The 23,612-nt window shown below is 69.6% G+C and carries 18 protein-coding genes; 9 read left to right on the forward strand and 9 right to left on the reverse strand.

Features of this window, described 5'->3' with window-relative positions; all coding sequences use genetic code 11:
- Positions 1-13: 13 nt before the first annotated feature.
- Positions 14-1,597 carry a Na+/H+ antiporter gene (locus tag G6N14_RS05295; protein ID WP_085135927.1) on the reverse strand — a complete coding sequence of 528 codons (1,584 nt, stop codon included), beginning with the start codon at positions 1,595-1,597 and terminating at the stop codon, positions 14-16.
- Positions 1,598-1,636: 39 nt separating this feature from the next.
- Positions 1,637-2,269: a TetR/AcrR family transcriptional regulator gene (locus G6N14_RS05300; RefSeq protein WP_085135890.1), complete on the reverse strand. Its 633-nt coding sequence runs from the start codon at positions 2,267-2,269 to the stop codon at positions 1,637-1,639.
- A 107-nt stretch (positions 2,270-2,376) separates the two neighbouring features.
- Between G6N14_RS05300 and G6N14_RS05305 the strand changes: the two genes are divergently transcribed.
- Both G6N14_RS05305 and G6N14_RS05310 read left to right on the forward strand, forming a co-directional pair.
- Entirely contained in the window at positions 2,377-3,411 is a 1,035-nt protein-coding gene (locus G6N14_RS05305; RefSeq protein WP_085135889.1) for a Rieske 2Fe-2S domain-containing protein, read from the forward strand.
- Positions 3,408-4,496, forward strand: a complete 1,089-nt coding sequence (locus G6N14_RS05310) for an NAD(P)H-dependent amine dehydrogenase family protein (protein WP_085135888.1) — start codon at positions 3,408-3,410, stop codon at positions 4,494-4,496. The genes G6N14_RS05305 and G6N14_RS05310 overlap by 4 nt, the downstream gene beginning before the upstream one ends.
- Before the next feature lie 39 nt (positions 4,497-4,535).
- Here G6N14_RS05310 and G6N14_RS05315 read toward each other — a convergent pair whose 3' ends face one another.
- The 3 genes from G6N14_RS05315 to G6N14_RS05325 all read right to left on the reverse strand — a co-directional run bounded on the left by G6N14_RS05315 (position 4,536) and on the right by G6N14_RS05325 (position 8,508).
- The gene (locus tag G6N14_RS05315; protein ID WP_085135887.1) at positions 4,536-5,207 is read right to left on the reverse strand and encodes an MPT63 family protein; all 672 of its coding nucleotides are present in this window, start codon (positions 5,205-5,207) and stop codon (positions 4,536-4,538) included.
- A gap of 334 nt (positions 5,208-5,541) precedes the next feature.
- Entirely contained in the window at positions 5,542-7,284 is a 1,743-nt protein-coding gene (locus G6N14_RS05320) for a serine/threonine-protein kinase (protein ID WP_133054913.1), read from the reverse strand.
- A gap of 111 nt (positions 7,285-7,395) precedes the next feature.
- Complete coding sequence (locus G6N14_RS05325; RefSeq protein ID WP_085135885.1) at positions 7,396-8,508, reverse strand: glycoside hydrolase 5 family protein; 1,113 nt, start codon at positions 8,506-8,508, stop codon at positions 7,396-7,398.
- A gap of 147 nt (positions 8,509-8,655) precedes the next feature.
- On the opposite strand from G6N14_RS05325, the gene G6N14_RS05330 reads away from it, so the two are divergent.
- Both G6N14_RS05330 and G6N14_RS05335 read left to right on the forward strand, forming a co-directional pair.
- A complete protein-coding gene (locus tag G6N14_RS05330; protein ID WP_085135884.1) occupies positions 8,656-9,492 on the forward strand; it encodes an SDR family oxidoreductase in 837 nt (278 codons plus the stop codon).
- A gap of 39 nt (positions 9,493-9,531) precedes the next feature.
- Positions 9,532-11,109, forward strand: a complete 1,578-nt coding sequence (locus tag G6N14_RS05335) for a class I adenylate-forming enzyme family protein (protein WP_085135883.1) — start codon at positions 9,532-9,534, stop codon at positions 11,107-11,109.
- A gap of 37 nt (positions 11,110-11,146) precedes the next feature.
- Here G6N14_RS05335 and G6N14_RS05340 read toward each other — a convergent pair whose 3' ends face one another.
- Complete coding sequence (locus G6N14_RS05340) at positions 11,147-12,565, reverse strand: HNH endonuclease signature motif containing protein (protein ID WP_085135882.1); 1,419 nt, start codon at positions 12,563-12,565, stop codon at positions 11,147-11,149.
- 212 nt (positions 12,566-12,777) lie between these two features.
- Between G6N14_RS05340 and G6N14_RS05345 the strand changes: the two genes are divergently transcribed.
- Genes G6N14_RS05345 through G6N14_RS05355 form a run of 3 tightly spaced genes read left to right on the forward strand, consistent with a single transcriptional unit; the run spans position 12,778 to position 18,157 of the window.
- Positions 12,778-15,129, forward strand: a complete 2,352-nt coding sequence (locus G6N14_RS05345) for a Tex family protein (protein ID WP_085135881.1) — start codon at positions 12,778-12,780, stop codon at positions 15,127-15,129.
- A 9-nt stretch (positions 15,130-15,138) separates the two neighbouring features.
- On the forward strand, positions 15,139-16,530 hold the full coding sequence (locus G6N14_RS05350; RefSeq protein WP_085135880.1) for an FAD-binding oxidoreductase: 1,392 nt from the start codon (positions 15,139-15,141) through the stop codon (positions 16,528-16,530).
- A gap of 55 nt (positions 16,531-16,585) precedes the next feature.
- The gene (locus tag G6N14_RS05355; protein WP_085135926.1) at positions 16,586-18,157 is read left to right on the forward strand and encodes an acetolactate synthase large subunit; all 1,572 of its coding nucleotides are present in this window, start codon (positions 16,586-16,588) and stop codon (positions 18,155-18,157) included.
- A gap of 37 nt (positions 18,158-18,194) precedes the next feature.
- On the opposite strand, the gene G6N14_RS05360 is transcribed toward G6N14_RS05355, so the two are convergent.
- Together G6N14_RS05360 and G6N14_RS05365 are read right to left on the reverse strand one after the other, a co-directional pair.
- Positions 18,195-18,854 (reverse strand): cutinase family protein, encoded by a 660-nt coding sequence (locus G6N14_RS05360; protein WP_109559817.1) that lies wholly within the window; start codon positions 18,852-18,854, stop codon positions 18,195-18,197.
- Between the two features lie 92 nt (positions 18,855-18,946).
- Positions 18,947-19,621 carry a cutinase family protein gene (locus tag G6N14_RS05365; protein ID WP_085135879.1) on the reverse strand — a complete coding sequence of 225 codons (675 nt, stop codon included), beginning with the start codon at positions 19,619-19,621 and terminating at the stop codon, positions 18,947-18,949.
- A 527-nt stretch (positions 19,622-20,148) separates the two neighbouring features.
- Between G6N14_RS05365 and G6N14_RS05370 the strand changes: the two genes are divergently transcribed.
- Positions 20,149-21,666: an Hsp70 family protein gene (locus G6N14_RS05370; RefSeq protein ID WP_163787064.1), complete on the forward strand. Its 1,518-nt coding sequence runs from the start codon at positions 20,149-20,151 to the stop codon at positions 21,664-21,666.
- On the opposite strand, the gene G6N14_RS05375 is transcribed toward G6N14_RS05370, so the two are convergent.
- Positions 21,663-22,721, reverse strand: a complete 1,059-nt coding sequence (locus tag G6N14_RS05375; protein ID WP_085135924.1) for a class I SAM-dependent methyltransferase — start codon at positions 22,719-22,721, stop codon at positions 21,663-21,665. The genes G6N14_RS05370 and G6N14_RS05375 overlap by 4 nt on opposite strands.
- Positions 22,722-22,794: 73 nt before the next feature.
- Here G6N14_RS05375 and G6N14_RS05380 point away from each other — a divergent pair, with 73 nt between their 5' ends.
- Positions 22,795-23,502 (forward strand): SHOCT domain-containing protein, encoded by a 708-nt coding sequence (locus G6N14_RS05380; RefSeq protein WP_308214863.1) that lies wholly within the window; start codon positions 22,795-22,797, stop codon positions 23,500-23,502.
- Positions 23,503-23,612 lie beyond the last annotated feature (110 nt).

Here is a 23,612-nt window from a genome sequence, read left to right on the forward strand (position 1 = left end):
TGAGATCCAGCCGCTATTCGGCGTCGGCGGGTCCCAGCAGGCGCACCTCCTCCAGGTCCATCTCCGCCTGCACCTCGCGTAAGACGATGTCGTCGATCTGATTTCGGTCGCGCAGCTCGGTGACCACTCGGCGCTGGTGCTCGAGGACGCCCAGCTGGAGCTGCCGCATGACGTCGTCACGTTCGGCGACGGCGCTCGCCTGCTCGGACGCCGTCGCCAGCGCAGCCCGATCCTGGTACTCCTGGCGCAGTCCACTCACCAGGTCCGCGCCGGCCTGAAGGTCTTCGGCCACCCGCGGCAACGCATCCAGCGCCGCCTCGGCGGCGCGGGTGCGGGCCAGCCGCAACTCCTCGGCGTGGGCGGTGTCGGCGGGCATGCGGGCCCAGCGCACGACGGCGGGCAACGTGCTGCCCTGCACCAGCACCGTCACCAGGATCACAAACGACACCACATAGATGATCAGGTGGCGATCGGGGAACGGTGTGCCGGCATGGGTGGTCATCGGGACGGCCAGCGCCGCGGCCAGCGAGACCGCACCGCGGAACCCGGCCCAGCTCGACACCATGCGCTGACGCCAATTGACGCGACGGGCGCGCTGTACGGGGCGCCGGTCCACCATGCGGATGAGCATGGTGGTGATCTCCGTCCACGCGATCCGGGTGACGATGACGACAGCGGTGACGGCCAGGCCCAGGATGGTGGCGTGCCGAAGCCCGGCACCGACGTGGTGAATCCCATGGACCGCGCCCGGAATCTGCACCCCCACGAACACCCACAGCGAGCCGTTGATCAGAAACGTCGCCATGTCCCAGAACGCAAAGGCCTGCAGTCGCGAGCGCGCCCCGATCACCCGCGGCCCCACATAGGTGAGTACCAGTGCTGAGACCAGCACCGCCACCACGCCGCTGCAATCAAAGGTCTGGGCCAGCAGGAACGCCGCGAACGGCGTCAGCACGCTCAAGGCGCCTTCCTCCAGGGGCGCGTCGATACGGCGGCGCGCCAGCGTCACCGCCCCGGCCACCAGCAGGCCGGCCGCAATACCGCCGAGGTAGGAGCCCACGAAACGTTCCACCAGATGGAGCGGGCCGATGGCCGGGCTGCCGGTCGCGACGGCGACGGTCACGGCGAACAGCACCAGGGCCGTCCCGTCGTTGATGATGCTCTCGGCGCGCAGCACGGTCAGAGGACGGCGCGGCAGCTTCTTGGCCAGCCCGGCCACCGCGGCGGCGTCGGTGGGCGAGAGCACCGCGCCCAGGACGGAGGCCGCATGCGGCTCCATCCCCAGCGCGCGGGCGGTCCACGACACCGCCACCGCGGTGGCGATCACCAGGCCCACGCTGACCAGCACGATCATGCGCAGGTTTGCGCGGATCTCGCGAAAGCTGGTGTTCATGCTCTCCCAGTACAGGATCGCCGGCAGGAACAGCAGCAACACGATCTCCCCGTCGAGCTGCGCATCGCCGAAGCGGGGGATGAGACCCAGCGCGCCGCCGAGCAGGATCAGCAGTACCGGGGGACCGACCCGATACCGTTTGCCCAGGACCGTGCCCAGGACCACGGTGGCGACGAGGGTGACAACGACGACGAGGCCAAACACCTTCACATCCTCGCCTGGATGTCCGTTATTCGCAGCGGCTCAGCCGTTCCGTGAGGGCTCCAGATAGGCCGCCAGCGCACTGGTCAGCCCGCGGCGGGCCTCGTCGAGATCGGCGTAGGAGCCCAGCTGGCGTTCGGACACCAGGCCGCGCATCGCGCCCGGGATGAGGGCGGCCACTTCACGCACGCGTTGCGGGTCGACGCCCAGATCGGCGAAGGCGGCATGGCAAGTCGTCAGCCAGCTCTTGCCCCAGGAGAACAACTCTGCAGCGGTGCGCGGGTACAGCCGCTCCAGTTCGCGGTGGTCGCGGGGCAGGGCGGCCCGCAGGTTCTCGATCGCCCGGGAGTCCGGCGACGCCAGCCCTTCATAGAGCGTGTCGATGATCGCCGCGACCCGATCCCTCAGCGGCGCAACAGAATTCAGGGTTCCGAAGGCCGAGATGGCCGCGTCGCGCCGCTCGGCGGTGCGGTGCAGGACCGCAGCCCAGAAGCCGTCGACGTCACCGAACTGATACTGCACGGCGCCCCACGTGGCGCCGCACTCCCTGGCGATCCGGCTGGCCGAGACCGCGCCGGGATCACCGGTTGCCAGGGAGCGCACCGCAGCGTCCAGCATGGCCTCGCGGGTTGCCAGCCCCCGCTTGTTGCTGCGCCGCGCCTCCGATTGAGCCATCCCCGGAATCCTAACAAGATTTCCATAGTGCCCACTATGATTCTGTGACGGGGCGCACTATGCTGCGACGATCGGCCCGGTCCAGACCACAGAGAGGACACGTTGACATGGCCAAGCCGCCGTTGTCGATGAACCCGACAGGCTGGTTCCAAGTCGCCTGGTCTGACGAGATCGGCGTCGGCGATGTTCACACCATGAAGTACTTCGGCCGGGAGATGGTCGCCTGGCGGGCCGAGTCGGGCCAGCTCACCGTGATGAACGCCTACTGCGAACACCTGGGCGCCCATCTGGGCTACGGCGGCAAAGTCTGCGGCGAGGTGCTGCAGTGTCCGTTCCACGGTTGGCAGTGGAACTCCCAGGGCCGCAACGTCTGTATTCCCTACCAGGACAAGCCCAACCGCGGCCGGCGCATCTCCACCTACCCGGTCGTCGAACGCAACGAGTCGGTCTACATCTGGAACGACGCGCAGGGCCGGGCGCCCTACTTCGACGCGCCGGACGTGTTCGCCAGCTTCGACGATCGCACGGCCGCCGACTACTACCCGCAGCAGCGCCTGTTTCGGCCGCAACTGGAACTGCACCCGCAGTACGTGCTGGAGAACGGGGTGGACTTCGCCCACTTCAAATACGTGCACCAGACGCCGATCGTGCCGGTCTTCACCCGGCACGACTTCGCCGAACCGGTGTCCTACGTCGACTTCACCATCACCTTCGAGGGTGACGACGGCCAGTCGATCGACGACGTCAACAGCGGTGTCGAAGCCATCAACGGCGGCTTGGGAATCGCGGTGACCAAGAGCTGGGGGATGATCGACAACAGGACCATTTCGGCGATCACGCCGGTCGACGAGTCCACATCCGATGTCCGCTTCATGGTCTACATCGGCCGTACCCCGTCTCGTGACACGGCCAAAGCCGAGGCCAGGGCAGGCGAATTCGGGCGCGAAGTCATCCGCCAATTCGAGCAGGACATCCACATCTGGTCGCACCAGCGGTACTCGGACCCGCCCGCGCTGGCGACTGCCGAGTACGAGGGCTTCACCGCGATCCGCCAGTGGGCCAAACAGTTCTATCCCGACGGCATCGGCGGCAGCGCTGCTGAGGTCGCTGAAATGATTGCCCAGAAAGGTGTCACCGCATGAACGCAGCCGCCGCACCCGTCCGTGTGTTCCAGGTCGCCACCGGCAACGTCGGGACCGAGATGATTCGGCGGTTCGCCGCCCGCGATGACCTCGAACTCGTTGGAGTGCACTGTTATTCGCCGGACAAGGTCGGCAGGGATGCGGGCGAGCTGGCCGGCATCGCGCCCAACGGCGTGATCGCGACCGGCAGCGTCGAGGAGATCATCGCCGCCAAGCCCGACGTCCTGACGTTTCACGGCGTGTTCCCCGACGAGGATCTCTACGTCGCGATCCTGGAAGCGGGCATCAACATCGTGACCACCGCGGACTGGATCACCGGCTGGCACCGCGACACCGACCACCCGCACCCCTCAGGCAAACCGGTGACCCAGCTGCTGGCCGAGGCCTGCGAAAAAGGCGGCGCCACCTTCTACGGGACCGGCATGAACCCGGGGCTCAACCAGATTCTCGGCGTGGTGTGCTCGGCCGACGTCGCCGAGATCGAGAACGTCACCACCATCGAGTCGGTGGACGTGTCCTGCCACCATTCCAAGGACACCTGGATCGAGGTCGGCTACGGCCAGCCGGTGGACGACCCGGAGATCCCGGCCAAGCTGGAGAAGTTCACCAGGGTCTTCGCCGACAGTGTGCTGATGATGGCCGACTGCTTCGACCTGGCCCTCGACGAGGTCACCTTCGACTACGAGCTCGGCGCCTGCACCCGGGATGTCGACCTGGGCTGGTACACCCTGCCCAAGGGCTCCCTGGGCGGTAACTACATCAAGTACCAGGGCATGGTGAACGGCGTGCCGCGCGTTGAAACCCACCTGGAGTGGCAGATGACGCCCTACACCGAGCCGAACTGGAACATCAAGGGCTGCTACATCACCCGGATCACCGGTGACCCGTGCGTCTACAACAAGCACATGATCTTCCCCAAGCCCGGTGTGGACCTGTCCAACCCGGACAACTTCGCCTCGATCGGCATGACCGTGACCGGGCTGCCCGCCCTCAACGCGATCAAGTCCGTGGTGGCGGCACCGCCCGGCCTGCTGACCAGCGCCGACCTGCCGCTGCGCGGATTCGCCGGGCGATTCCGTCCGTGACGACGCGCGCGGGGATCGCCGGCTGACGCCGGCTCGGGGTCAGGACCCGGCGGGCAACGGCGTGCCGGAACTGCCCGCGGGCAGCGGCGTCCCGGCGCTGGCCGGCGGCGGAGACGCCGGGCCCGGGCGCGATGACGGCGGACGGGCCGGCGACGGCGCCTGCTGGCCCTCAGCGCCGGAGGACGCCGGAGCCTGCGGGGCGGCCGGTGCCTGCGGTTGCGGCGCCGGCATCACCCATCGGGCCAGGTCCGCGCCGGCGGTCTGGTAGACGATGCTGCTCGGGGCATCGCCGGTGACGTCGAAGTAGATCTTGCCGCTGGCCCGCTGGCCCTGGGTCAAGGCGGTCGGAACGATGCCATGCGTCGTCGGCACGGTGAACAGCGACTGATAGGACTGGCCGCTCGCCGTCCGGGCGCTGAAGTTGGCGACGATGGGGAAGACGGTGCCCTGGATCGCCTCGTCGGTGGCGGTGGCCTCCCACAGCGTCCCGCGCGGCTGGTAGGGGATGGCGTCCGAGCTGGGCCGCAGGTCGCTCACCGTCCAGCCGTGCACTCCGGGACCTTCGGGCACGGTGCCCTGGGTGCCGATCGGCTGGGTTGCCGGACCCTGCACCGCGACGACGGTGTCGGGCTCGGCGCCGGCGATCCCGGTGCTCAGCGCACCCGCGACAGCCAATGCTCCCGCGGCCACTGCGGTCGATATGGACTTCATGGGTCTCACTCCTCCAGTGCGGCGGCGTCCCGAAGATATTGGTAGTGCAAGTGCTCCGACCGTATCGGGCTCGCAGACAGGGTAGCCGGAGCCGGGCATGGCCCAGACGCGCAGGACGCGCGGGCCGAGCCCGACGGGTGATCGGCGGTGGTCAGCGCGCGGCGGACGAGCCGCTTGCGCGCCGGACGAGTCAGAGCCTCCGGCGGTGCCTTCGGAGCTTGCGGTGCCGGTGGCCTCCGTCGCCGAGGTGCCGGTGGTGTCGGTCAGTGACTCAGAAGCGAAAGTACTAACGGAACCAACGACTGCGTGGGCCCGCATCGAGGCCGATCCGCGATCAGGAATGCGAACTCCACCAGCTGTAGAACTGTTCCAGCGTTGGGGCGTTGCGCTCGGCCCGCAGCGAGCCGATCACCAGGTTGGCGTCGTTGGTCCAGACCAGTACCGCAGACCCGTTGCGCGTACCGCACAGCAGTGTTCCGGCGGTCTTGTCCGGGGTGGCGGTGCGGTGCCAGGCCCCCGGCGACTGAATGCGTCCCGGGCAGGTGACCACGTCGGTGGCCTGCACCGTGTCGTCGAAGCTCACGCGCAGCGCAACGACGTCGCGGAACAGCGTGTAGGTCGCCGTGGGCGGACCGTCGACGTCGACGTTGCGCCCGCACGTCACCTCCGCGATCGCCCCCTTCGACGGCGTGACCGCCTTACAGGTGCCCTGCGGGTAACCCGGCGGCAGCAGCTTGAAAAGGCGGTCCTGCGCCTCCGCCTGCGACGCCGTCGTGGGGGCTTGGCCCGCTGCGGTTGCCGAGCCGGACGTGCTGCCCGCAACGCCGCCGCCGTCGGAAGCCGGCCGGCTCGTCATCCACGTGGTCAACCCCACGACGGCTACGACCAGCGCCGCTGCGAACCACAGCACCAGCGGTCGTGTGGTCAGGCGGCCGGGCAGGCCCGGCCGGCGCGGTGAACGCAACCAATCGTCGCCGGACGCGGTTCGGGGCAGGGCTGTCGGCGCCGCGGCGGGTACCGGTTCGGGAACATCAGCGGCGGGAACATCGACGGCCGGGGCAGGTGGCTCGGCCGCCTCCGCGAGGTCCGGGGACGTGGACGGCTCGGCCGGCGCGGTGGACGACACCGACGATTCGCTCTCAACCGCTTCGCTCGTCGCCGCCACCGGTGTGCCCGGCTCGGGCTGATCGACCAGCGGTGGGGTGGCCTGCTGGCTGGACTCGTAGATCTGCACCGTCTGGTGCTGATCGGGCGTGCTGAGCGCCTGATAGGCGGCGGTCGCGAGCTCGGCGGCGCTGGCATACCGCGCCTGCGGTTCCTTGGCCATGCCTTTGGCTATCACGTCGTCCAAGGCTTCCGGGATCGCCGCCCCGGCCCGGCTCGGGCGCGGAATGGGCTTGGTTTGGTGCGCGTGGGCCAGTGCTGCCGGGTTGTCTGCCCGGTAGGGCGGCGTCCCGGTCAGGCACTGATAGAGCACGCACGTCAGCGCATAGACGTCGGCGGCCGGGCCGAACTCACTGCCGGAGAACAGCTCCGGCGCCGCATACTTCCAGCCGGCGGCGGCATGCTCGACAGCCTCGGCGCCGGGCGCCCCCGCCAGCGCGAAATCCACCAGATAGACGAAGTCGTCGCCGGTCACCAGGATGTTGCTTGGCCGCACGCCCCGGTGAAACACCCCGGCGCTGTGCGCGGCATCCAGCGCCGCGGCCGCCTGCCACACGACGTTGACCGCTCGCGGCAGGGAGAGCACGCCGGTCCGCTTCAACAACGCGGCCAGGTCGGCACCGGCAACCAGCGGCATGTCGAGGTAGACGCGGCCGTCGAGTTCGCCGTAATCACGGACCGGGACCACATGCGGCTCCTGCACCCGCCCGGCAACCAGGGCCTCGCGCTGCAACCACTCGCGCAGCGCGGGCCCGCACAGCGCCGGCGCGAGCAGTTTGAGCGCCGCGGTTCGGTCCCGGCGGGTGTCGAACGCTTCGTAGACCTCACCGGTGCTGCCGCGGCCCAGCAGCCGTTTGAGGAGGTAAGGCCCCAAACGTGACCCGGCCCGCGAACCCGACGCGGTCTCGTCCATCACCGACTCCTCACAGAAACCCACGCCCCCGGCCACCGAACTGTGTGCCTGACGGTATCGCCGCCCATGATTTCATCACCGGACCCGGCGACCGTCAGCCGGTGGCGCAGGTCAGCGGCCGGTGAGGTTGCTGATGGTCAGAATCTCCAGATTGCGATAGGCCCGGCCGGTGGGCTGCACCAGATCGTGGAACCAGACCTGCGGTTCTGCGCTGTAGGGACTGTCCCAGGAGTCCCACGGCAGGTAGGTCTGCGTGCGTCCCGCCACGAAGCCCCAGTTGTAGGCGCCCACGTTATGGCGCTTCATGATCGGCAGAATCCCGTCGATGGTGTTGCCACGGGTGCGGGCCAGATACTCCGTGCACATCAGCGGCCGCCCCAGGGGCGCCAGTTCGGCGATGCGGTCACTGAACGTGGCCGGCTTGTCGTAGGAGTGGAACGTGATGACGTCGGAGCTGTTGAGCTGGGTGTTGACGATCGTGCTGCCCTGGCGGGAGCCCTCCCATATTCCACTGGTCAGCGGCTGACGGGCGTCGACCGACCGTGCCCAGCTGAACACCTGCGGCAGGAGGTCACTGATGAGATCGAGCTTGTCCGATCGTTCGACGGCGCTGTATTCGCGGGCCATGTTGTCCGGCTCGTTCCACAGGTCCCAGGCAAGCACGCGTTCGTCGTAGCGGAACTGGCTCATCACGCCGGTGACGTAGTCATAAAGCGTGCGGTAGTAGTTGCGGTCCCCGAGCCGATCCGCGCCGGGACTTTGCACCCAGCGCGAGTTGTGGATGCCGACCCGCGGCGCCGGCTGGGGCCCGGCTTTGGGGTGCGGGTCCCAGCAGGAGTCGAACAGCACGAACATCGGCTTGATGCGATGGCGCGCGGAGACGGCGACGAACTGGCCCAGCCGGTATTGGAAACCCCGCTGGTCGGCGGCCCACAGTTGATCGTGCAGGAACACCCGCACGGTGTTGAAGCCCGCCGAGCGGGCCCAGCCCAGCTCTGCGTCGATCCGCCGCAGATCGAACGTGCCCGGCTGAAACATCTCGAGCTGATTGACCGCGGAGGAGGTGATGTAGTTGGAGCCCACCGGCCAGCCCTGAGCCTGGTACCAGCGATTAACCCGCTCGATCGACCACCGGCCGGGGTCCGCGCCGGCCCGCGGGAGCCGACTTAACGTGGGGCCGGCCGCCAGCAGCAGTGGCAGCCCCAATGCCGTGCGACGCTTCACGCAGTGACCATAACGTCCGCAGAAGTTAGCGGCCGTCCGGACGCACGGAAAGTCGCCGAGCAAATTGGGGGGCCGCGCCGGGGTCGACCGCGGCCCCCTACACTGCTCGGAACTATTCAGTCCGATTCGTGGTGCCGGAGGCCGACTATGTCGCAGTACCTGCAGGGCAAGGTCGTCGTCGTCACCGGTGCGGGCGGCGGATTCGGCAAACTGATCGCCGAGAAGTGCGCCGCCGCCGGGGCCCGCGTGGTCGGGCTGGACATCGGCGCCGAGGCCCTCGCGGAGGTCTTCGACGGCATCCGCCAGGCGGGACTGACCGGCAGCTACCAGGTCGCCGACGTCACCGACATCGAGCAGATGAAGGCCGCGGTGCAGCATGCGGTGCAGACCTTCGGCGCAGTGGACGTCATCGTCAACAACGCCGGGGTGATGCCGCTCGCCTACTTCGCCGACCACGAGAAGGCCTGGCAGCGCTGGCACCGGGCGATCGACATCAACGTCAAGGGCGTGGTGAACGGCATTTCGGCCGTCTACGACCAGATGATCGCCCAGGGCCGCGGCCACGTGGTCAACATCTCGTCGATCTACGGCAACGCCGGTGTGGCGGGCGCCGGCGTCTACAGCGCGACCAAGGCCGCTGTCACCGCGTTGTCCGACTCGCTGCGTATCGAGGCGAAGGGCAAGATCAAGGTCACCACGGTCAAACCGACCGGTGTCATGGGCACCAACCTCGGCCACGGGATGGTCAACGGCTCGGCGATCATGGAAATGGTCGGAGCCCGCCGCGAGAGCTACCAGCAGTCCGTCGCGGCGTACACCACGGGCACCCTGGCGCCCGAGCAGACCGACATCGACTCGGTGCAGTACTGGCTGATCACTCCCGAGGACCTGGCCGAGGCGGTGGTGCACGTCATCGATCAGCCGTGGGGCATCAGCATCAGCGACATCACGGTGCGGGCCAGCGGCGAGGACTATATCTACTGACGGCGGCCAGAGCCGTTGGATCGGAGGCGGCACGCGACGATGTCTACCGGCCCCGCATGGCGCTCTCCGGCCTACACCGCAGCCGAGATCGCCCACTATCACGCCGTGGGGTGGTGGTCGCCGACGACGCTGTCGGACGCGGTGCGCCGCAACGCCCGCCAGTTCCCGGCCCGCAACGCCTATGTGGACTTTTCCGGGTCCGGGTTGAGCTGGCAGGAGTTCGACACCGCGGCGGACGCGCTGGCGGCGCGGCTGGCGGGAGCCGGCGCGCGTCCCGGTGACCGGATCGCGGTCTGGCATGGCGATTCCGCCGCCATCCACGTGTTGTACGTGGCGATCGAGCGCTGCGGCGCGGTGGTGGTCGGCATCGGCGCACGGGCCGGAACCCGGGAGGTGGCCGCAATCCTGGGCGCCTCGCGGGCCCAGCTGCTGATCAGCGACGCGCAGCGGCGTGCCTCGGCGGCCGGCCTCGGCATCGAAACGTTGAGCATCGACGAGCTGAACTCGGTCGCCGGCAGTGCCGCCGGCCCGCAACTGGGTCCCGACGACGTCTTTCTGATCAATTCCACCTCCGGCACCACCGGGTTGCCCAAATGCGTGGTGCACACCCAGAACCGCTGGCATTACTTTCACCAGCTGGCGGTGTCCAACGGGCAACTGCGCCCCGACGACGTCTTCCTGCCCGTCATTCCGACTCCGTTCGGCTTCGGCATCTGGACCAGCCACACCACCCCGATCCGGCTCGGCGCCCAGACGATCCTGCTGGACCGCTTCAGCGTCGCCGCGGCGTTCGCGGCCATCGAGCGCTACCGGGTCACCGTATTGTGCTGTGTCAGCACCCAATTGACCATGATGATGGCCGATCGCCTCAGCGCTGAATTCGACCTGAGCTCGTTGCGGGTGGTGTTCACCGGCGGGGAGGCGTTGCCCCACCGGCCCGCCGCGCGGTTCGAGGAGGTCACCGGAGCCACCATCCTGCAGTTCTACGGGTCCAACGAGACCGGGGTGCTCAGCGCCACCACCCCCGACGATCCGCTGGAGCGGCGGTTGCGCACCGGTGGGCGCATCGTGCCCGAGATGGCGGTCCGGCTTTTCGGCGGCGAGGACGGCAACGCCGACGTGACTGGTACAGGGCGGGGCCAGCCCGCCTGCCGCGGCCCTGCCACCAGTTTGGGCTATCTGGATGGGGTCGATCACGACAAGCTGTTCACCGCCGACGGGTGGATGCGTATGGGCGATGTCTGCGAGATCGACGCCGACGGCTATCTGAGCGTCACCGGCCGGCTTTCCGATTTCATCCTGCGCGGCGGAAAGAACATCAGCGCTGCCCAGGTCGAAGACGCGGTGCTGACGCATCCGGCGATCGCGGTGGCCGCCGCGGTGCCGATGCGAGACGAGGTGTTCGGCGAAAAGGTCTGCGTCTACGTCGAACTCGCCGAGGAGGCACTCGGGGTGACCGGCACGCTGGAACTGGCCGAGCTCGTCGAGCACCTGCTGGCTCTGGGCGTGTCCAAGGAGCTGCTGCCCGAACGCCTGGTCGTCCTCGACGAGCTGCCGCGATCCTCTGGCGGCAAGATCGCCAAGGGACGGCTCCGCGAGATCAGCGGCCAAGCATAGCCGCCGCAACGCCCCACGGAGGTGTTGTCGCGCAGCGCTACCCGGGATCATCACCACGGTCCAGGAGCTCCATCGGGTGGTGCAGGTGGTTGATCCGCGGCTGGCCCGTTCGGTCGGTCCAGGCCAGGCGGCCACGCTCGGTGAGCTGCGTCTGAAGGTCGCCGCGGGTCGCAGCTCCGTGGTCCTGACCGCAGGCGAAGTAGAGCTGGTCGGCGTCGGTACGCCCGCCGTGAGCCCAGTCGTTCGCGTGGTGCACCTCGCAGTGGTAGCCGGGCTCGGAGCAGTTGGGCCGGGTGCAGCCGCGGTCTCGGGCGTGGCAGATGATCCGGTGATCCAGCGTGGCGATGCGCTTGCTGCGGCCCAGATACAACGGCCGTTCCGAGTGGTCGTCGAAGACTGCCAGATAGTGAATCGCATTGGCCGCCATGCGGATCAGATCGCGCATCGGCAGGCGGCCGCCGCCCCCGGTGCGGGCAGGACCGGGCATCGGGAGGCTCGGGTCGGCGATCGCGCGTCCGGCCTGCTCGAGGTCGGCGAGTGTGGTGGTGGCGATGACCGTGAGCGGAACACCGCGGTGGGTGCCCAGGGCACCGGATGCAATGCCGTGGCGCAGGGCGAGTTTGAGGGCGTCGTGGTTTCGTTGGCCGTTGGAGCGCAGGTCCGGACCGGTGGGTGCGTCGGGGCGCTCGGGCGGCTCGGTGGTGTCGGGTCGGCGGTGGCCGGGCCGCACCGCGGCCATTGCCGCCTCGAGGTAGGCGCGGGTCTCGGGGTCGACGCAGCCGGACAGCCGGCTCATGCCGTCGGGGCCCTGGCGGCCCAACACCAGGTTGCGCCGCCGCGCCCGGTCCGCATCGGTGAAGTTGCCGTCGGGGTTGAGGACGTCGGCGATGGCGTGGCCGAGGGCGGTCACAAAGGCGGCGTCCTGTTCGGTCGCGTGGCGCACCAGGGTGCGCTCGGCGGCTGCCCGATCGGCCGGTGCGACGTTCCCGGGCAGCTGGTCGAGGGCGGTGGTGACGGATTTGATGTGGTCGTCGCCGATTCGGCCGTCCTCGACCGCGGCGGCGAGCACGGGGAACTCCGGTGGGGCAGGGGGACCGGTCAGGTTGCGATGCGGCCGGATGCGGGCGGCGACCCGGAACCGGCGCCGCACCTCGGCGCGGGTGATGCGCAGGCGCGACCACAGCAGGTCGGTGAGCTTGGTGTCGGCGGGTATTCGGGGGTCGTCGGGGCCGTCGGGTGGGTCGGCCAGTTCGCCGAACACGCGGAAGGACAGGCCGCGGTTGACCCGATGCTGGGTTTCGAGGTGCTCGGCGATCTCGACGCGGAACGCATTGCCCACGATGTCGGTGTCGGCTGCCCGCAGCCGCGACTGGGCGTCATCGATCAAGGCCAGCTCCGCCCGGATGGCCGCGCGGGCTGCCGCGGCGGGCGGCAGGACCTGATCGGTGTTGGACACCCCTCCAACGTATCGAACATACGTTCGCATGTGTGCTGCGCCTGGCGCGATCTGTGGATGAACCGGCAATTGTGGATAACAGCTGTCGAGCGGGCTCAGGCAGCTGCTCAACAGCCCGCGTGGGGCGGCATCGTAGCCAGCCTGCGCGCGCCCGATAACCATGCCGTGCCGCACCCGGAACCTGTCCGCGGCGTTCGGTAGGGTCCGTCGGCGTGACAGCGAACGTAACCCTGAAACCGGTAAACGCCCGTCTCGCCGAGGAACTCGCGGTGGCCGAACGACAGGTCGCGGCCGCTGTGGCGCTGCTCGACGAGGGGGCCACGGTGCCGTTCATCGCGCGCTACCGAAAAGAGGCCACCGGCAGCCTCGACGACGGTCAGCTGCGCACCCTCGAAGAACGGCTGCGCTACCTGCGGGAGCTCGACGACCGCCGCGCCGCCGTGCTGTCCTCGATCGAGGAGCAGGGCAAGCTCACCGACGAGCTCAAAGCCGCGCTGCTGTCGGCCGAGACCAAGGCTCGGGTCGAAGACATCTACCTGCCCTACAAGCCCAAGCGCCGCACCAAGGCGCAGATCGCGCGTGAGGCAGGCCTGGAGCCGCTTGCCGACCGGCTGCTCGCCGACCCCACGCTGGACCCCCAGCAGGTTGCCTCGGAGTACACCGGCGAGGAGGTCGCCGACGCCGCGGCAGCACTGGAGGGCGCCCGCGCGATCCTGGTCGAGCGGGCCGCCGAGGACGCCGAGCTGGTGGGCGCGGTGCGGGAGAAGTTCTGGTCGGCGGGCTCGCTGCGAACCATGCCGCGCTCGGAGGATGCTGCGAAAAGTCCCTCGGCGCAGAAGTTTCGGGACTACTTCGAGTTCAGTGAAGCGCTGGAGACCATGCCGTCGCACCGGGTGCTGGCGGTGTTGCGCGGCGAGAAGGAGGACGCCCTGGCGCTGGCCTTCGACGGCGGCGACAACGAGTTCTACCACGCCATGATCGCCCGGTCGCTCGGCGTGGACATGGGCGCAGCCGGGCCGGCCACGCCCTGGCTGGCCGACACGGTGCGGTGGGCGTGGGACACCCGGCTGGCTTTCTCCGCGGCGGTCGATGCCCGGATGCGGCTGCGCCAACGTGCCGAGCAGGACGCGGTGGCGGTGTTCGCCAAGAACCTCAAGGACCTGCTGCTGGCGGCGCCGGCGGGCAACCGCACCACGCTGGGACTCGACCCGGGCTTTCGCACCGGGGTGAAGGTCGCCGTCGTCGACGGCACCGGCAAGGTCGTCGACACCTGCGCGATCTTCCCGCACCAGCCGCAGAAGCAGTGGGATCAGGCCAAGGCGGTGCTGGCCGCGCTGGTCGCCCGCCACGGCGTGGACCTGATTGCCGTCGGCAACGGCACCGCGTCACGCGAGACCGACGCCCTGGCCGCCGAACTGATCGCCGACCTCACCAGCGCCGGCGCCCCCACACCGGTCAAAGCGATGGTCAGCGAGGCCGGGGCGTCGGTGTACTCGGCGTCGGCGTATGCCGCACACGAACTTCCCGATCTGGACGTCACGCTGCGCGGCGCGGTGTCGATCGCGCGGCGCCTGCAGGATCCGCTGGCCGAGCTGGTCAAGATCGAGCCGAAGTCCATCGGTGTCGGCCAGTACCAGCACGACGTGACGCCGGGCATCTTGGCGCGCAGCCTCCACGCCGTGGTCGAAGATGCGGTGAACGCCGTGGGTGTCGACCTCAACACCGCCTCGGCACCGCTGTTGGCCAAGGTGTCGGGGGTGTCGGAATCGCTGGCCGAAGCCATCGTGGGGCACCGCGACCAGAACGGGCCGTTCCGCAGCCGGGCCGCCCTACTCGACGTGCCACGCCTGGGACCCAAGGCCTTCGAACAGTGCGCCGGGTTCCTGCGCATCCGCGACGGTGATGACCCGCTGGACTCCTCCGGCGTGCATCCCGAGGCCTACCCGGTGGTGCGGCGCATCCTGGACCGCTCCGGGGTCTCGCTGGCCGAGATCATCGGCGACGAGCGACTCCTGCGGTCGCTGCAGCCCGGCGATTTCGCCGACGACCGGTTCGGGGTGCCGACCGTCACCGACATCCTGGCCGAACTGGAGAAGCCGGGACGCGATCCGCGGCCGGCGTTCTCCACGGCGACGTTCGCCGCAGGCGTCGAGAAGGTGGCCGACCTCAAGGTGGGCATGATCCTGGAGGGCGTGGTGACCAATGTCGCCGCGTTCGGAGCATTCGTCGACGTCGGTGTGCACCAGGACGGCCTGGTGCACGTCTCGGCCATGGCGGACCGCTTCGTCTCCGATCCGCACGAGGTGGTCCGTTCCGGGCAGGTGGTGAAGGTCAAAGTCGTCGACGTCGATGTCGAACGGCAGCGCATCGGGCTGACCCTGCGGCTGGGGGACAAGGCCGGGGACAAGCCCGCGCGGGGTGGGGCGGCCAAACCGGCTGCGCGCGGCGGCAACGCCAAGCAGAATCGTGGGCGGGGTCCCGGCAACGGGACGGGGTCCCGGGACGCTGCACCGGCAGGCGGGTCGATGGCCCAGGCGCTACGGGACGCCGGATTCGGAAAGTGAGGGGCCGGCATGGGCACCACCCAGGGCGCACCGGACGACATAGCAGCACGCTTCCGCAGGATCGTGGGGGAGGCCGGGCTGCTGACCGGCGACCAGATCGGTCCCGACTACGGCCATGACGAGGCGCTGGTCGGCGCGCCGGTCACGCCGCGCTATGTGGCCCGCCCCGAGACCGCGGAGCACGTCGCCGCCCTGCTGGCCGCGGCGACCGAAGCCAAGGTCGCGGTGACCGCACGCGGGTCCGGCACCGGGTTGTCGGCGGCCGCGCGCCCGTGTCCCGACGGTCTGCTGATCTCCTTTGAGCGGATGAACGCGATTCTGGAGGTCGACACCGAGAATCAGGTCGCGGTGGTACAGCCCGGCGTCACGCTGAGCGATCTCGACGCCGCGACGGCCGATGCGGGTCTGATGTACACCGTCTTCCCCGGGGAGTTGTCCGCCAGTGTCGGGGGCAACGTCGGTACCAACGCCGGGGGCATGCGGGCGGTCAAGTACGGGGTGACCCGGCACAATGTGCTCGGACTGCAGGCCGCCCTGCCCACCGGTGAGCTGATCCGCACCGGTGGCCGAATCAGCAAGCTGTCCACCGGTTATGACCTGACGCAGCTGATCATCGGCTCGGAGGGCACCTGCGCCCTGGCCACCGAGGTCACCGTCCGGCTCTACCCGCGGCTGGGGCACTCCGCAACGTTGCTGGCGCCGTTCGCCGACCTGCCCGCGGTGATGCGCGCGGTGCCGGCGGTGGTGCGCAGCGGTGTGAACCCGGTGATTCTGGAGTACGTCGACAAGCTCACGCTGGCGGCGATCAGCTACTCGCAGAAGCTGAACCTGGGCATCCCCGACGCGGTGCGTGACTCCGCGGAGGCGTACCTGGTCGTGGGGGTGGAGGATCGCGACCGCGACCGCCTCGACGGTGACGTGGCCATGCTGGGCGAGCTGCTGGCCTCGCTCGGGGCCGTTGATGTCTATGTGCTGGAGGGTAATTCGGCGCATGCCCTGATCGAGGCCCGCGAGAAGGCGTTCTGGACAGCCAAGGCCGCCGGTGCCCACGATGTCATCGATACCGTGGTTCCTCGCGCGGCGATGGATCAATTCCTCACCAAAGCACACGAATTGGCCCAGGCGGTGGGTGCCGGCGTGGTGGGCTGCGGGCATGCCGGTGACGGCAACGTGCACCTGGCGGTGTTCTGCGCCGACGACGACGTCCGGCACCGGCTGCTGCACGACATCTTCGCGGCGGCGATGGCACTGGGCGGAGCCATCTCCGGGGAGCATGGTCTGGGACGGGTCAAGACCGAGCATTTCCTGGAACTCGAGGATCCGGTCAAGGTCGCGCTGATGCGCCGAATCAAGGACGCCTTCGACCCCGCCGGGATTCTCAATCCGGGCGTGCTTCTATAGGCAGCGGATCGCGCGCGACACCCATACCCCGGTGCCCGGCAAGAAAGGCAGCCACATGACCAACGGAGCACAGGCCCTGATCGCCACCCTGGTCGACAGCGGAGTTCAGGTCTGCTTCGCCAACCCCGGCACGTCCGAGATGCACTTCGTGGCCGCCCTGGACTCCGTGCCGCAGATGCGGGGGGTGCTGTGCCTGTTCGAAGGCGTGGTGACCGGTGCCGCCGACGGCTACGCCCGGGTGGCCGGCAAGCCGGCCGCCACCTTGCTGCACCTGGGGCCCGGGCTCGGCAACGGCCTGGCCAACCTGCACAACGCCCGCCGCGCGCACGTGCCCGTGGTCAACGTCATCGGGGATCACGCGACCTACCACAAGAAGTACGACGCCCCGCTGGAATCCGACATCGAGCCGCTGACCGACTGGACCCACGGCTGGGTGCGCCGCACCGGCGCCGGCCGTGACGTGGGCCGGGATGCCGCCGAAGCCGTCGCGGCGTCCATGGCCAGTCCGGCGGTAGTGGCCAATCTGATTCTGCCCGCCGACATCTCCTGGGAAGACGGCGCGCAGGCGGCCGGCCCGGTCGACCCCGTCCCGGCCGCCGCCCCCGACGCCCGGGCCGTCGCCGATATCGCCGCCATACTGGGCAGCGGCGAACCGGCGGCCCTGCTCGTCGGCGGCCCGGCCGCCGGCGCGGTGCGCGCCCTGGAGGCCACCGACCGGATCGCCGCCGCCACCGGCGCGCGCGCCCTGGTCGAGACGTTCCCGACCCGGCTCGTCCGTGGCGCCGGGGTCCCGGCGATCGATCGGCTCGGTTACCTGGCCGAGCAGGCCGCCTACCAACTCGACGGCATCAAGCACCTGGTGGTGGCGGGCACCCGGCCGCCGGTGTCGTTCTTCGCCTACCCCGGCAAGCCCAGCGACCTGGTTCCCGAAGGCTGCGTCGTGCACAACCTGGCCGGCCTCGAGACCGACGTGGTTGCCGCACTGGAACAACTGGCCGACGCGGTGGCCGCCGGCGTGCCGTCGCGGCCCGCACCGGCCGCCGTCCCGGACCTGCCGAGCGGACAGCTCACCCCGCAGAACTGGGTGCAGGTGATCGGGGCGCTGCTGCCGGAGAACGCGATCATCTCCGACGAGTCGAACACTTCGGGACTGATGCTGCCCGCGGCCACCGCCGGCTCTCCGCGCCACGACGTGCTCACGCTCACCGGCGGCGCCATCGGGCAGGGACTCCCGGTCGCCGTCGGTGCGGCCGTGGCCGCGCCGGACCGGCCGGTGATCGCGCTCGAAGCCGACGGCAGCGCGGCCTACACCATTTCCGCGTTGTGGACCATGGCGCGCGAGAACCTGAACGTGACCACGGTGCTGATCAACAACAGCGCCTACGCGATCCTGCGCCTGGAACTGGCCCGGGTGGGCGCCGAGGACGAGGGCGGCGGCCACGGTCCCAAGGCGGAGGCGCTGCTGGACCTGTCGCGGCCGAACATGGACTTCGCGAAGATCGCCGAGGGATTCGGGGTGCCGGCGACGGTCGCCACCACCTGCGAGGAACTTGCCGAACAATTCAGCAGGGCAGTGGCCGAACCGGGCCCCCACCTGATCGACGCGCGGGTTCCGACCCTGTTCTGAGGCGGCTGTCGGTGCCGGGACCGGCGGCGCCGCGGCGTCAGTTGACGCTCTGGCCGCCCGTCAACCGATTCGCCGCGAACGTCGCGGCCTCCACGGCCTTGCCGTCCTGGACGTACATCAAGTGCGGGATGACGCTTCCGCTGTCCTCGCAGTAGATGTCGCCGGCCAGGCAGAAGTCGATGGTCTTCGGCTGGTAGGACGAGGCCAGGACCGGCAGCGGACCGCCCCACAGCGACATGGAGTAGGGGCTCGACGGCGGGCCGAACAGCGCCACCGCAACCACCTGGTTGGCGGCCGAAGCAGGCAGGGCGTTGCTGGACATCGCGATGACGCTGGCTCCCTGGGAGTAGCCGCCGAGCACCAGCTTGGTCGTGGGGCAGTTGGCCATCGTGGCCTGAATGTGGGCGGTGGCGTCCGCCTCGCCGAGGGCTGCGCTGTTGCGGTAGTCGGTGCTCGCCGGGTAGTTCACCGGGTACACGTTGACATCCCTATCGGCCAGCTGGTCGCGGAGCGCCCCGACGAACGCGTCGCCGACGTCGCCCAGGCCCACGGGTTGGCCCGAGCCGCGGGCGAACACCACCTCGGTGTCCGGGCACGGCTCTGCGGCGGCCGACGGAATAGCCGCCGGCGCGGCCACAAGGGCTCCGGTCAGCATGGCCGCGGCGGCGAAGGTGCGAACAGCGTCACGCGAAGTCATCCCTAAATGCTGACACGTCTCGGTCGCGCCGGTGGCCCGCGGGTGGGGCACCGACGCCCCACCCGGCCGTCCGCGTGGGGTGAATGCCGTGCTCAGAGCCGGTTTGCGGCGTAGGCCGCGCCCTCGTCTGCGATGCCGTCGTAGGCGCCGGGTGCGTGCGCGGAGAAGTTCAGTCCTTCCGAACAGACCGGGTCTTCGGGCATGCACAGCTGGATCGTCTTAGCGGCATAACCGGGCCCGATGGTCAGGGGCGGCTGGCCCAGGAAACTCATGGCGCGGTCGTTCGGTGTTCCGAAGAGCACCACGGCGGCGACGTGGTCGGCCACCTCCGGGGGCATCGGCTGCGGGACCTCGTTGCCGTCCACCCCATCGGGGATTGCGTTGGCGGTGGCGAAGCCCATCACCGCGGCGCCCTGCGAGAAGCCGCTGAGCACCATCTTGGTCTTGGGGCAGTTCGCCGCAGTGCCCTCGATGTGGGCGGCAGCGTCGCGGATGCCCTGAATGCCTGTCGGCCAGTCATTGGTGGCCGGATAGTCGATCGCGTAGACATCCACCGGCCGATCCGGCAATCGGGTCCGCAGCGCGTTGACGAATGCGTCCCCGGTCGCGCCGAGTCCGGGTAGCTCGCCGGTGCCTCTAGCAAACAAAACTTGGACATCGGGGCACGGGTCGGCGAAGGCGGGTGCAGGGGTGGTGGCGGTGCTGTGCAGCAGCCAGGTGAGGGCCAGAACAACACCGAGGGAGCGAAGGATCCGACGTTGGTTCATCGCTACATGGTGGCATAAGAACCCGTATCTCGCGACGCAGACAGCCAGGCAGGGGCCATTTTCAACGGATGTTAACCGGCCTGCTGGCGGCACGCTGAGTAAGCCATGTTGAGCATCTGAACGGTGGCTGAGATGCGCGGGGAGCTGCTCTGTTACGCGGATATTTCCGAATTGTGTCAGCCAGATGGCCGGGCCAGATGGCTCCCAGAGCAAACTCGCAAGGGCTGGCCGAATGGTCCTGACGGGGCCACGGTCGGCGTCGCTGCGTCGCGCGCCGGCAACGCTGACCCAGCGATCACCCGGACACCCGGGGCGCGGTGCGCACGGTTGGACGCGGCCGGCACCAGTGGGCGCCGGATCATTCGAACCGCCGCCGGGGGCGTTCTCCGGCGCACCAACGGTGCTGCAATGCGAGGTATATCGGATGGTCCTCGATAAAATTGCGCGACCGGCGCGTTCTGATGGCCGGGCAACACCGGGGATGGGACACGATGGCGCAAGAGACAGGCCCAGCGTTGGGGATGTCCGTGGGAGCGACCACATTGGCGGCCGTTACCGCCGATCACGCGATCACCCGCCGGCCCGTGCTGACACTGTTTCGAGACCGCCCGTCCCAGGTCGGTATGCCGTCGGAGAACCCGTCGGCGAGTTCCGAACTTCGCGACCGCGGCCTGGTGGTCAGCGACTTCGTGGATCGCGTCGGCGGCGACGGCCCGGTGGTGGCGAGCGACGGCTCCACCCACCGCCCCGAGCAGTTGCTCGCCGACGCTCTGCACGCCCTGGCCTATGCCGTGACCGAGGGTCGTCCGATACCGCCCGCCGTGGCCGTCACCCACCCCGCGCACTGGTCGCCCGACGCGGTCGCGGCACTGCGCACCGCGCTGGGACGGGTTTCCCAGTTCGCGCAGCATCAGGTGACACTGATGTCGGATGCTGCAGCGGCTCTCATTGCGCTACAAGCGAATCCGGGCTTGCCGGAGCAGGGGATCATCGCGGTGTGCGACTTCGGGGGCAGTGGAACCAACCTCACCCTCGTCGACGCGGGCCGCGATTTCGCGCCGATCAGCGCCACTCGGCGCGTCACCGTCTTCTCCGGCGACGTGACCGATCAGGCACTGCTGGACCATGTGGTGGCCGACCTCGGTGGCAACGGCGACGGTCCACCGACGGTGGGGTCGCTGACCCGGCTGCGCAGTCAGTGTCGGGACGCCAAGGAGCAGCTGTCCGCAGAGACAGTGGCCGAGCTTGCCGGCTTTCACGGCGGCGTGTGGCTGACCCGCGTGGAACTCGACGAGGCCCTGCGTCAACCGCTGGAGGGCATGTTCACGGCGTTGCAGAGCGCCCTGGACGACAACGAGATCAGGCCGGATTCGCTGTCTGCCATCGTGTCGGTCGGCGGTGGGGCGAACATGCCCGCGGTCACGACCGGTCTGGCGCAACGCTTCGGGGTGCCCGTCATCAGCTCGCCGCGACCGCAGTTGACAGCGGCCATCGGCGCTGCGCTGAGCGTCGCCGGCAACGTTGGGGCCCTTCCGAAGAAGACGCCGCCGCCGCAGGCACCGCACCAGTTCCCCGAGCCGGTCCCGCCCCCGGCCCAGGAGCCGCCGCCGGTGGCAGTCGACACGGCCCCGGACCCCGGACCGCAGGCGTGGGCACCGCCACCGCAGCCGCCAACACCGCCGCCGCCTCCTGTGGCACCGGTCCACCCGGCTGCCGTTGCGCCGCGCCCACCTGTGGTGGCCGAGCCCGAGCTGCCGGGCCGGCCCGATGACGCGCAGTGGTATCGGCGGCCGGTCCCGGTGGTGATCCTGGCCGCGCTGGCCGCCATGGTGCTGGGCACGGTTGCGGTGCTGGTCCTGCGGCACGCCGCCGACACCGGACCCGCCCCCAGCGAGCTCAGCACCACGGTGTCGTCCACCGCCACCGCACCCCCGCCGGCATACGAGCCGCCGCCGGCATTCGCGCCCAGCCCCGAAGCCGTCGTGCCGCCCCTGCCGGAGCTACCGCCGCCGCCCGAATCCAGCGAAAGCCCGCTGGTTCCCTAACGCTGCTTGGCCAGGACCACCAGCGCCAACGGAATCTGCACCTGCTGAGGGCTGTTCGCGAGTCGAGCGGCAAGGCAGGCCTGGAGGTGCCGCAGCACATCGGCCGTCGCCGGGTCGCGGGCCCGCCCGGTCACCGCCGCGGCCAGTGCCGGCGCGATCGCAGCGCTGATGAGCGCGGCCCAGCGGGCGCCGAGCGCGGCGGCATTCCCGTCGAGGAGATACTGGTCCCAGAACCGGTCCTCGGCGTCGAAGATCTCCAGGCGCTCGATAGTCAGGGACTCGAACCGACCCGCGGGCGCAAACGGCGCGCGCAGTTCCTTCTCGGTGCGGCCGAGTGCCCGGATCGACACCCGGGCGATCTCGTCGGCAGTCAGCCGGCCCTCGGTCATGTGCTCATCGAGAACCGCGGCAACCGCATCGAGCAGCGGCCGGTATCCCGAGCGGCCCGCGGCGTCGACCGCCGGCGTCAACACCAGCAGCTTGCCGCCCGGACTCAGTTCCCGGCCCCGGAGCGCCACGAAGTCATGCCAATCCTGCGCCGCCTGCCGCACATAGGCGCGCCGCGCGGCGTCGTCGGTGACCTCGGAGAATGGGGGCAGCCCCGCGACAGGCCGGACCAGCCACATCGTCGCCCAGGACGACCAGCCCAGGGTGACGCTCTGCGAGGGCATGATCTGCGCGAAATATGACCGGCCGATCGCCGAGGGGAAGCTGGCGGTGTCCGTGCGGGCATAGCTGTCGGGATCCTCGGCCAGCGTGGTGAACAGTGCGCTGAAGTCGTTGTCCGGCAGGTCCGTATGGGCCACCAGCACGGCATGGTCGGACCGGGTGCGCCGGCGCAACGCCGCGATCGCGGCGCCGATCGGCAGCAGTGAATTGCCGCCGGTGGCAGCGCCGTAATCGGCGATGACGATCGGCCGGGGAGCGGCGGGCAGCGGCACGGTCGACGCGAGCTGCTCGAACACCCCGGTGGCATGGGCCAGCCCGGCCGCCTGCAACTTGCCCGAAGGTGTACCGCTGGGCTCGGGGCGGACGACGATGCGCGACTCTGGCATGGCCACCTCCGCCCCCAGCGAACTGTGTACCAATAACCGTAGCGGCAACCACAATTCGTGGCACACTTCCGACGTGAGCACGAGCGGACGGCTCCGGGCCGGCGCGGCGGCCGGGCTGATGACCATCGGGGTGATCGGTTTTGTGGTCACGCTGCTTCTCACCGTCTTCGTGCTGGACCGTTTCGACGCCTACGGCGAGGTCCCGATCCCAGGAACGGGCAGCCTGCACCTGCCGGCCGGCGAGGTGACGGTGAGCCTGCATACCCAGGTCATTTCCAGCCCCACCGGCGGAGGGCTACCGGTGCCCCCGATCAGCGTGTCGGTGACGCCGCCAGACGGTGTGGCCGATCCGGAGTTCGAGGAAAGCGTCGGGATGACCACCACCGTCAACAACGACACGCGACGCAGGCTGTGGCGGGTGCAGGTGGCCGAAGCCGGCGACTATCAGATCACCACGGACGGGCAGGTCGGCGCGTACATCGCGCCGAGGCTGGCCTTCGGCAAGCCCGCGGGACGCCCGGCGGCGCTCTGGGTGTTCCCGGTGATGTTCGTCCTCGGCCTGGCGAATCTGATCGCATCGCGGATGCTGGCGGGCCGCCGGCGCCGCCCGAAGGTGCAGACGGTCGGCACCGACGCAGACGTGGGCGACCAGCAGTTCGTGCCCGACGGGCAGGCGATCCGGATTCAGCAGCTCAAAACGATTACAGCACTGCGTGATTCCGGAGCGCTGACCGAGGCGGAGTTCGCCGAAGAGAAGCGAAGGATTCTGCGCGGGCACTGAGGGCGTCAGTGGCCGGGTTGTTGGGCCGCTTCCTCCTCACCGCTCGTTCCTCGCGGCGCATCGTCAGTGGCCGGGTTGTTGGGCCGCTTCCTCCTCGCCGCTCGTTCCTC

It is taken from the genome of Mycolicibacter hiberniae (assembly GCF_010729485.1).
In the GTDB taxonomy this organism is placed as follows: Bacteria; Actinomycetota; Actinomycetes; order Mycobacteriales; family Mycobacteriaceae; genus Mycobacterium; species Mycobacterium hiberniae.

What these genes read in the sequence shown, in the direction of transcription:
- G6N14_RS05365 (WP_085135879.1), bottom strand. Translation starts at nt 19,621, where the DNA reads ATGAACCAACGTCGGATCCTTCGCTCCCTCGGTGTTGTTCTGGCCCTC.
- G6N14_RS05375 (WP_085135924.1), bottom strand. Translation starts at nt 22,721, where the DNA reads ATGCCAGAGTCGCGCATCGTCGTCCGCCCCGAGCCCAGCGGTACACCT.
- G6N14_RS05335 (WP_085135883.1), top strand. Translation starts at nt 9,532, where the DNA reads ATGTCTACCGGCCCCGCATGGCGCTCTCCGGCCTACACCGCAGCCGAG.
- G6N14_RS05315 (WP_085135887.1), bottom strand. Translation starts at nt 5,207, where the DNA reads ATGAAGTCCATATCGACCGCAGTGGCCGCGGGAGCATTGGCTGTCGCG.
- G6N14_RS05350 (WP_085135880.1), top strand. Translation starts at nt 15,139, where the DNA reads ATGGGCACCACCCAGGGCGCACCGGACGACATAGCAGCACGCTTCCGC.
- G6N14_RS05310 (WP_085135888.1), top strand. Translation starts at nt 3,408, where the DNA reads ATGAACGCAGCCGCCGCACCCGTCCGTGTGTTCCAGGTCGCCACCGGC.
- G6N14_RS05360 (WP_109559817.1), bottom strand. Translation starts at nt 18,854, where the DNA reads ATGACTTCGCGTGACGCTGTTCGCACCTTCGCCGCCGCGGCCATGCTG.
- G6N14_RS05355 (WP_085135926.1), top strand. Translation starts at nt 16,586, where the DNA reads ATGACCAACGGAGCACAGGCCCTGATCGCCACCCTGGTCGACAGCGGA.
- G6N14_RS05305 (WP_085135889.1), top strand. Translation starts at nt 2,377, where the DNA reads ATGGCCAAGCCGCCGTTGTCGATGAACCCGACAGGCTGGTTCCAAGTC.
- G6N14_RS05330 (WP_085135884.1), top strand. Translation starts at nt 8,656, where the DNA reads ATGTCGCAGTACCTGCAGGGCAAGGTCGTCGTCGTCACCGGTGCGGGC.
- G6N14_RS05300 (WP_085135890.1), bottom strand. Translation starts at nt 2,269, where the DNA reads ATGGCTCAATCGGAGGCGCGGCGCAGCAACAAGCGGGGGCTGGCAACC.
- G6N14_RS05320 (WP_133054913.1), bottom strand. Translation starts at nt 7,284, where the DNA reads ATGGACGAGACCGCGTCGGGTTCGCGGGCCGGGTCACGTTTGGGGCCT.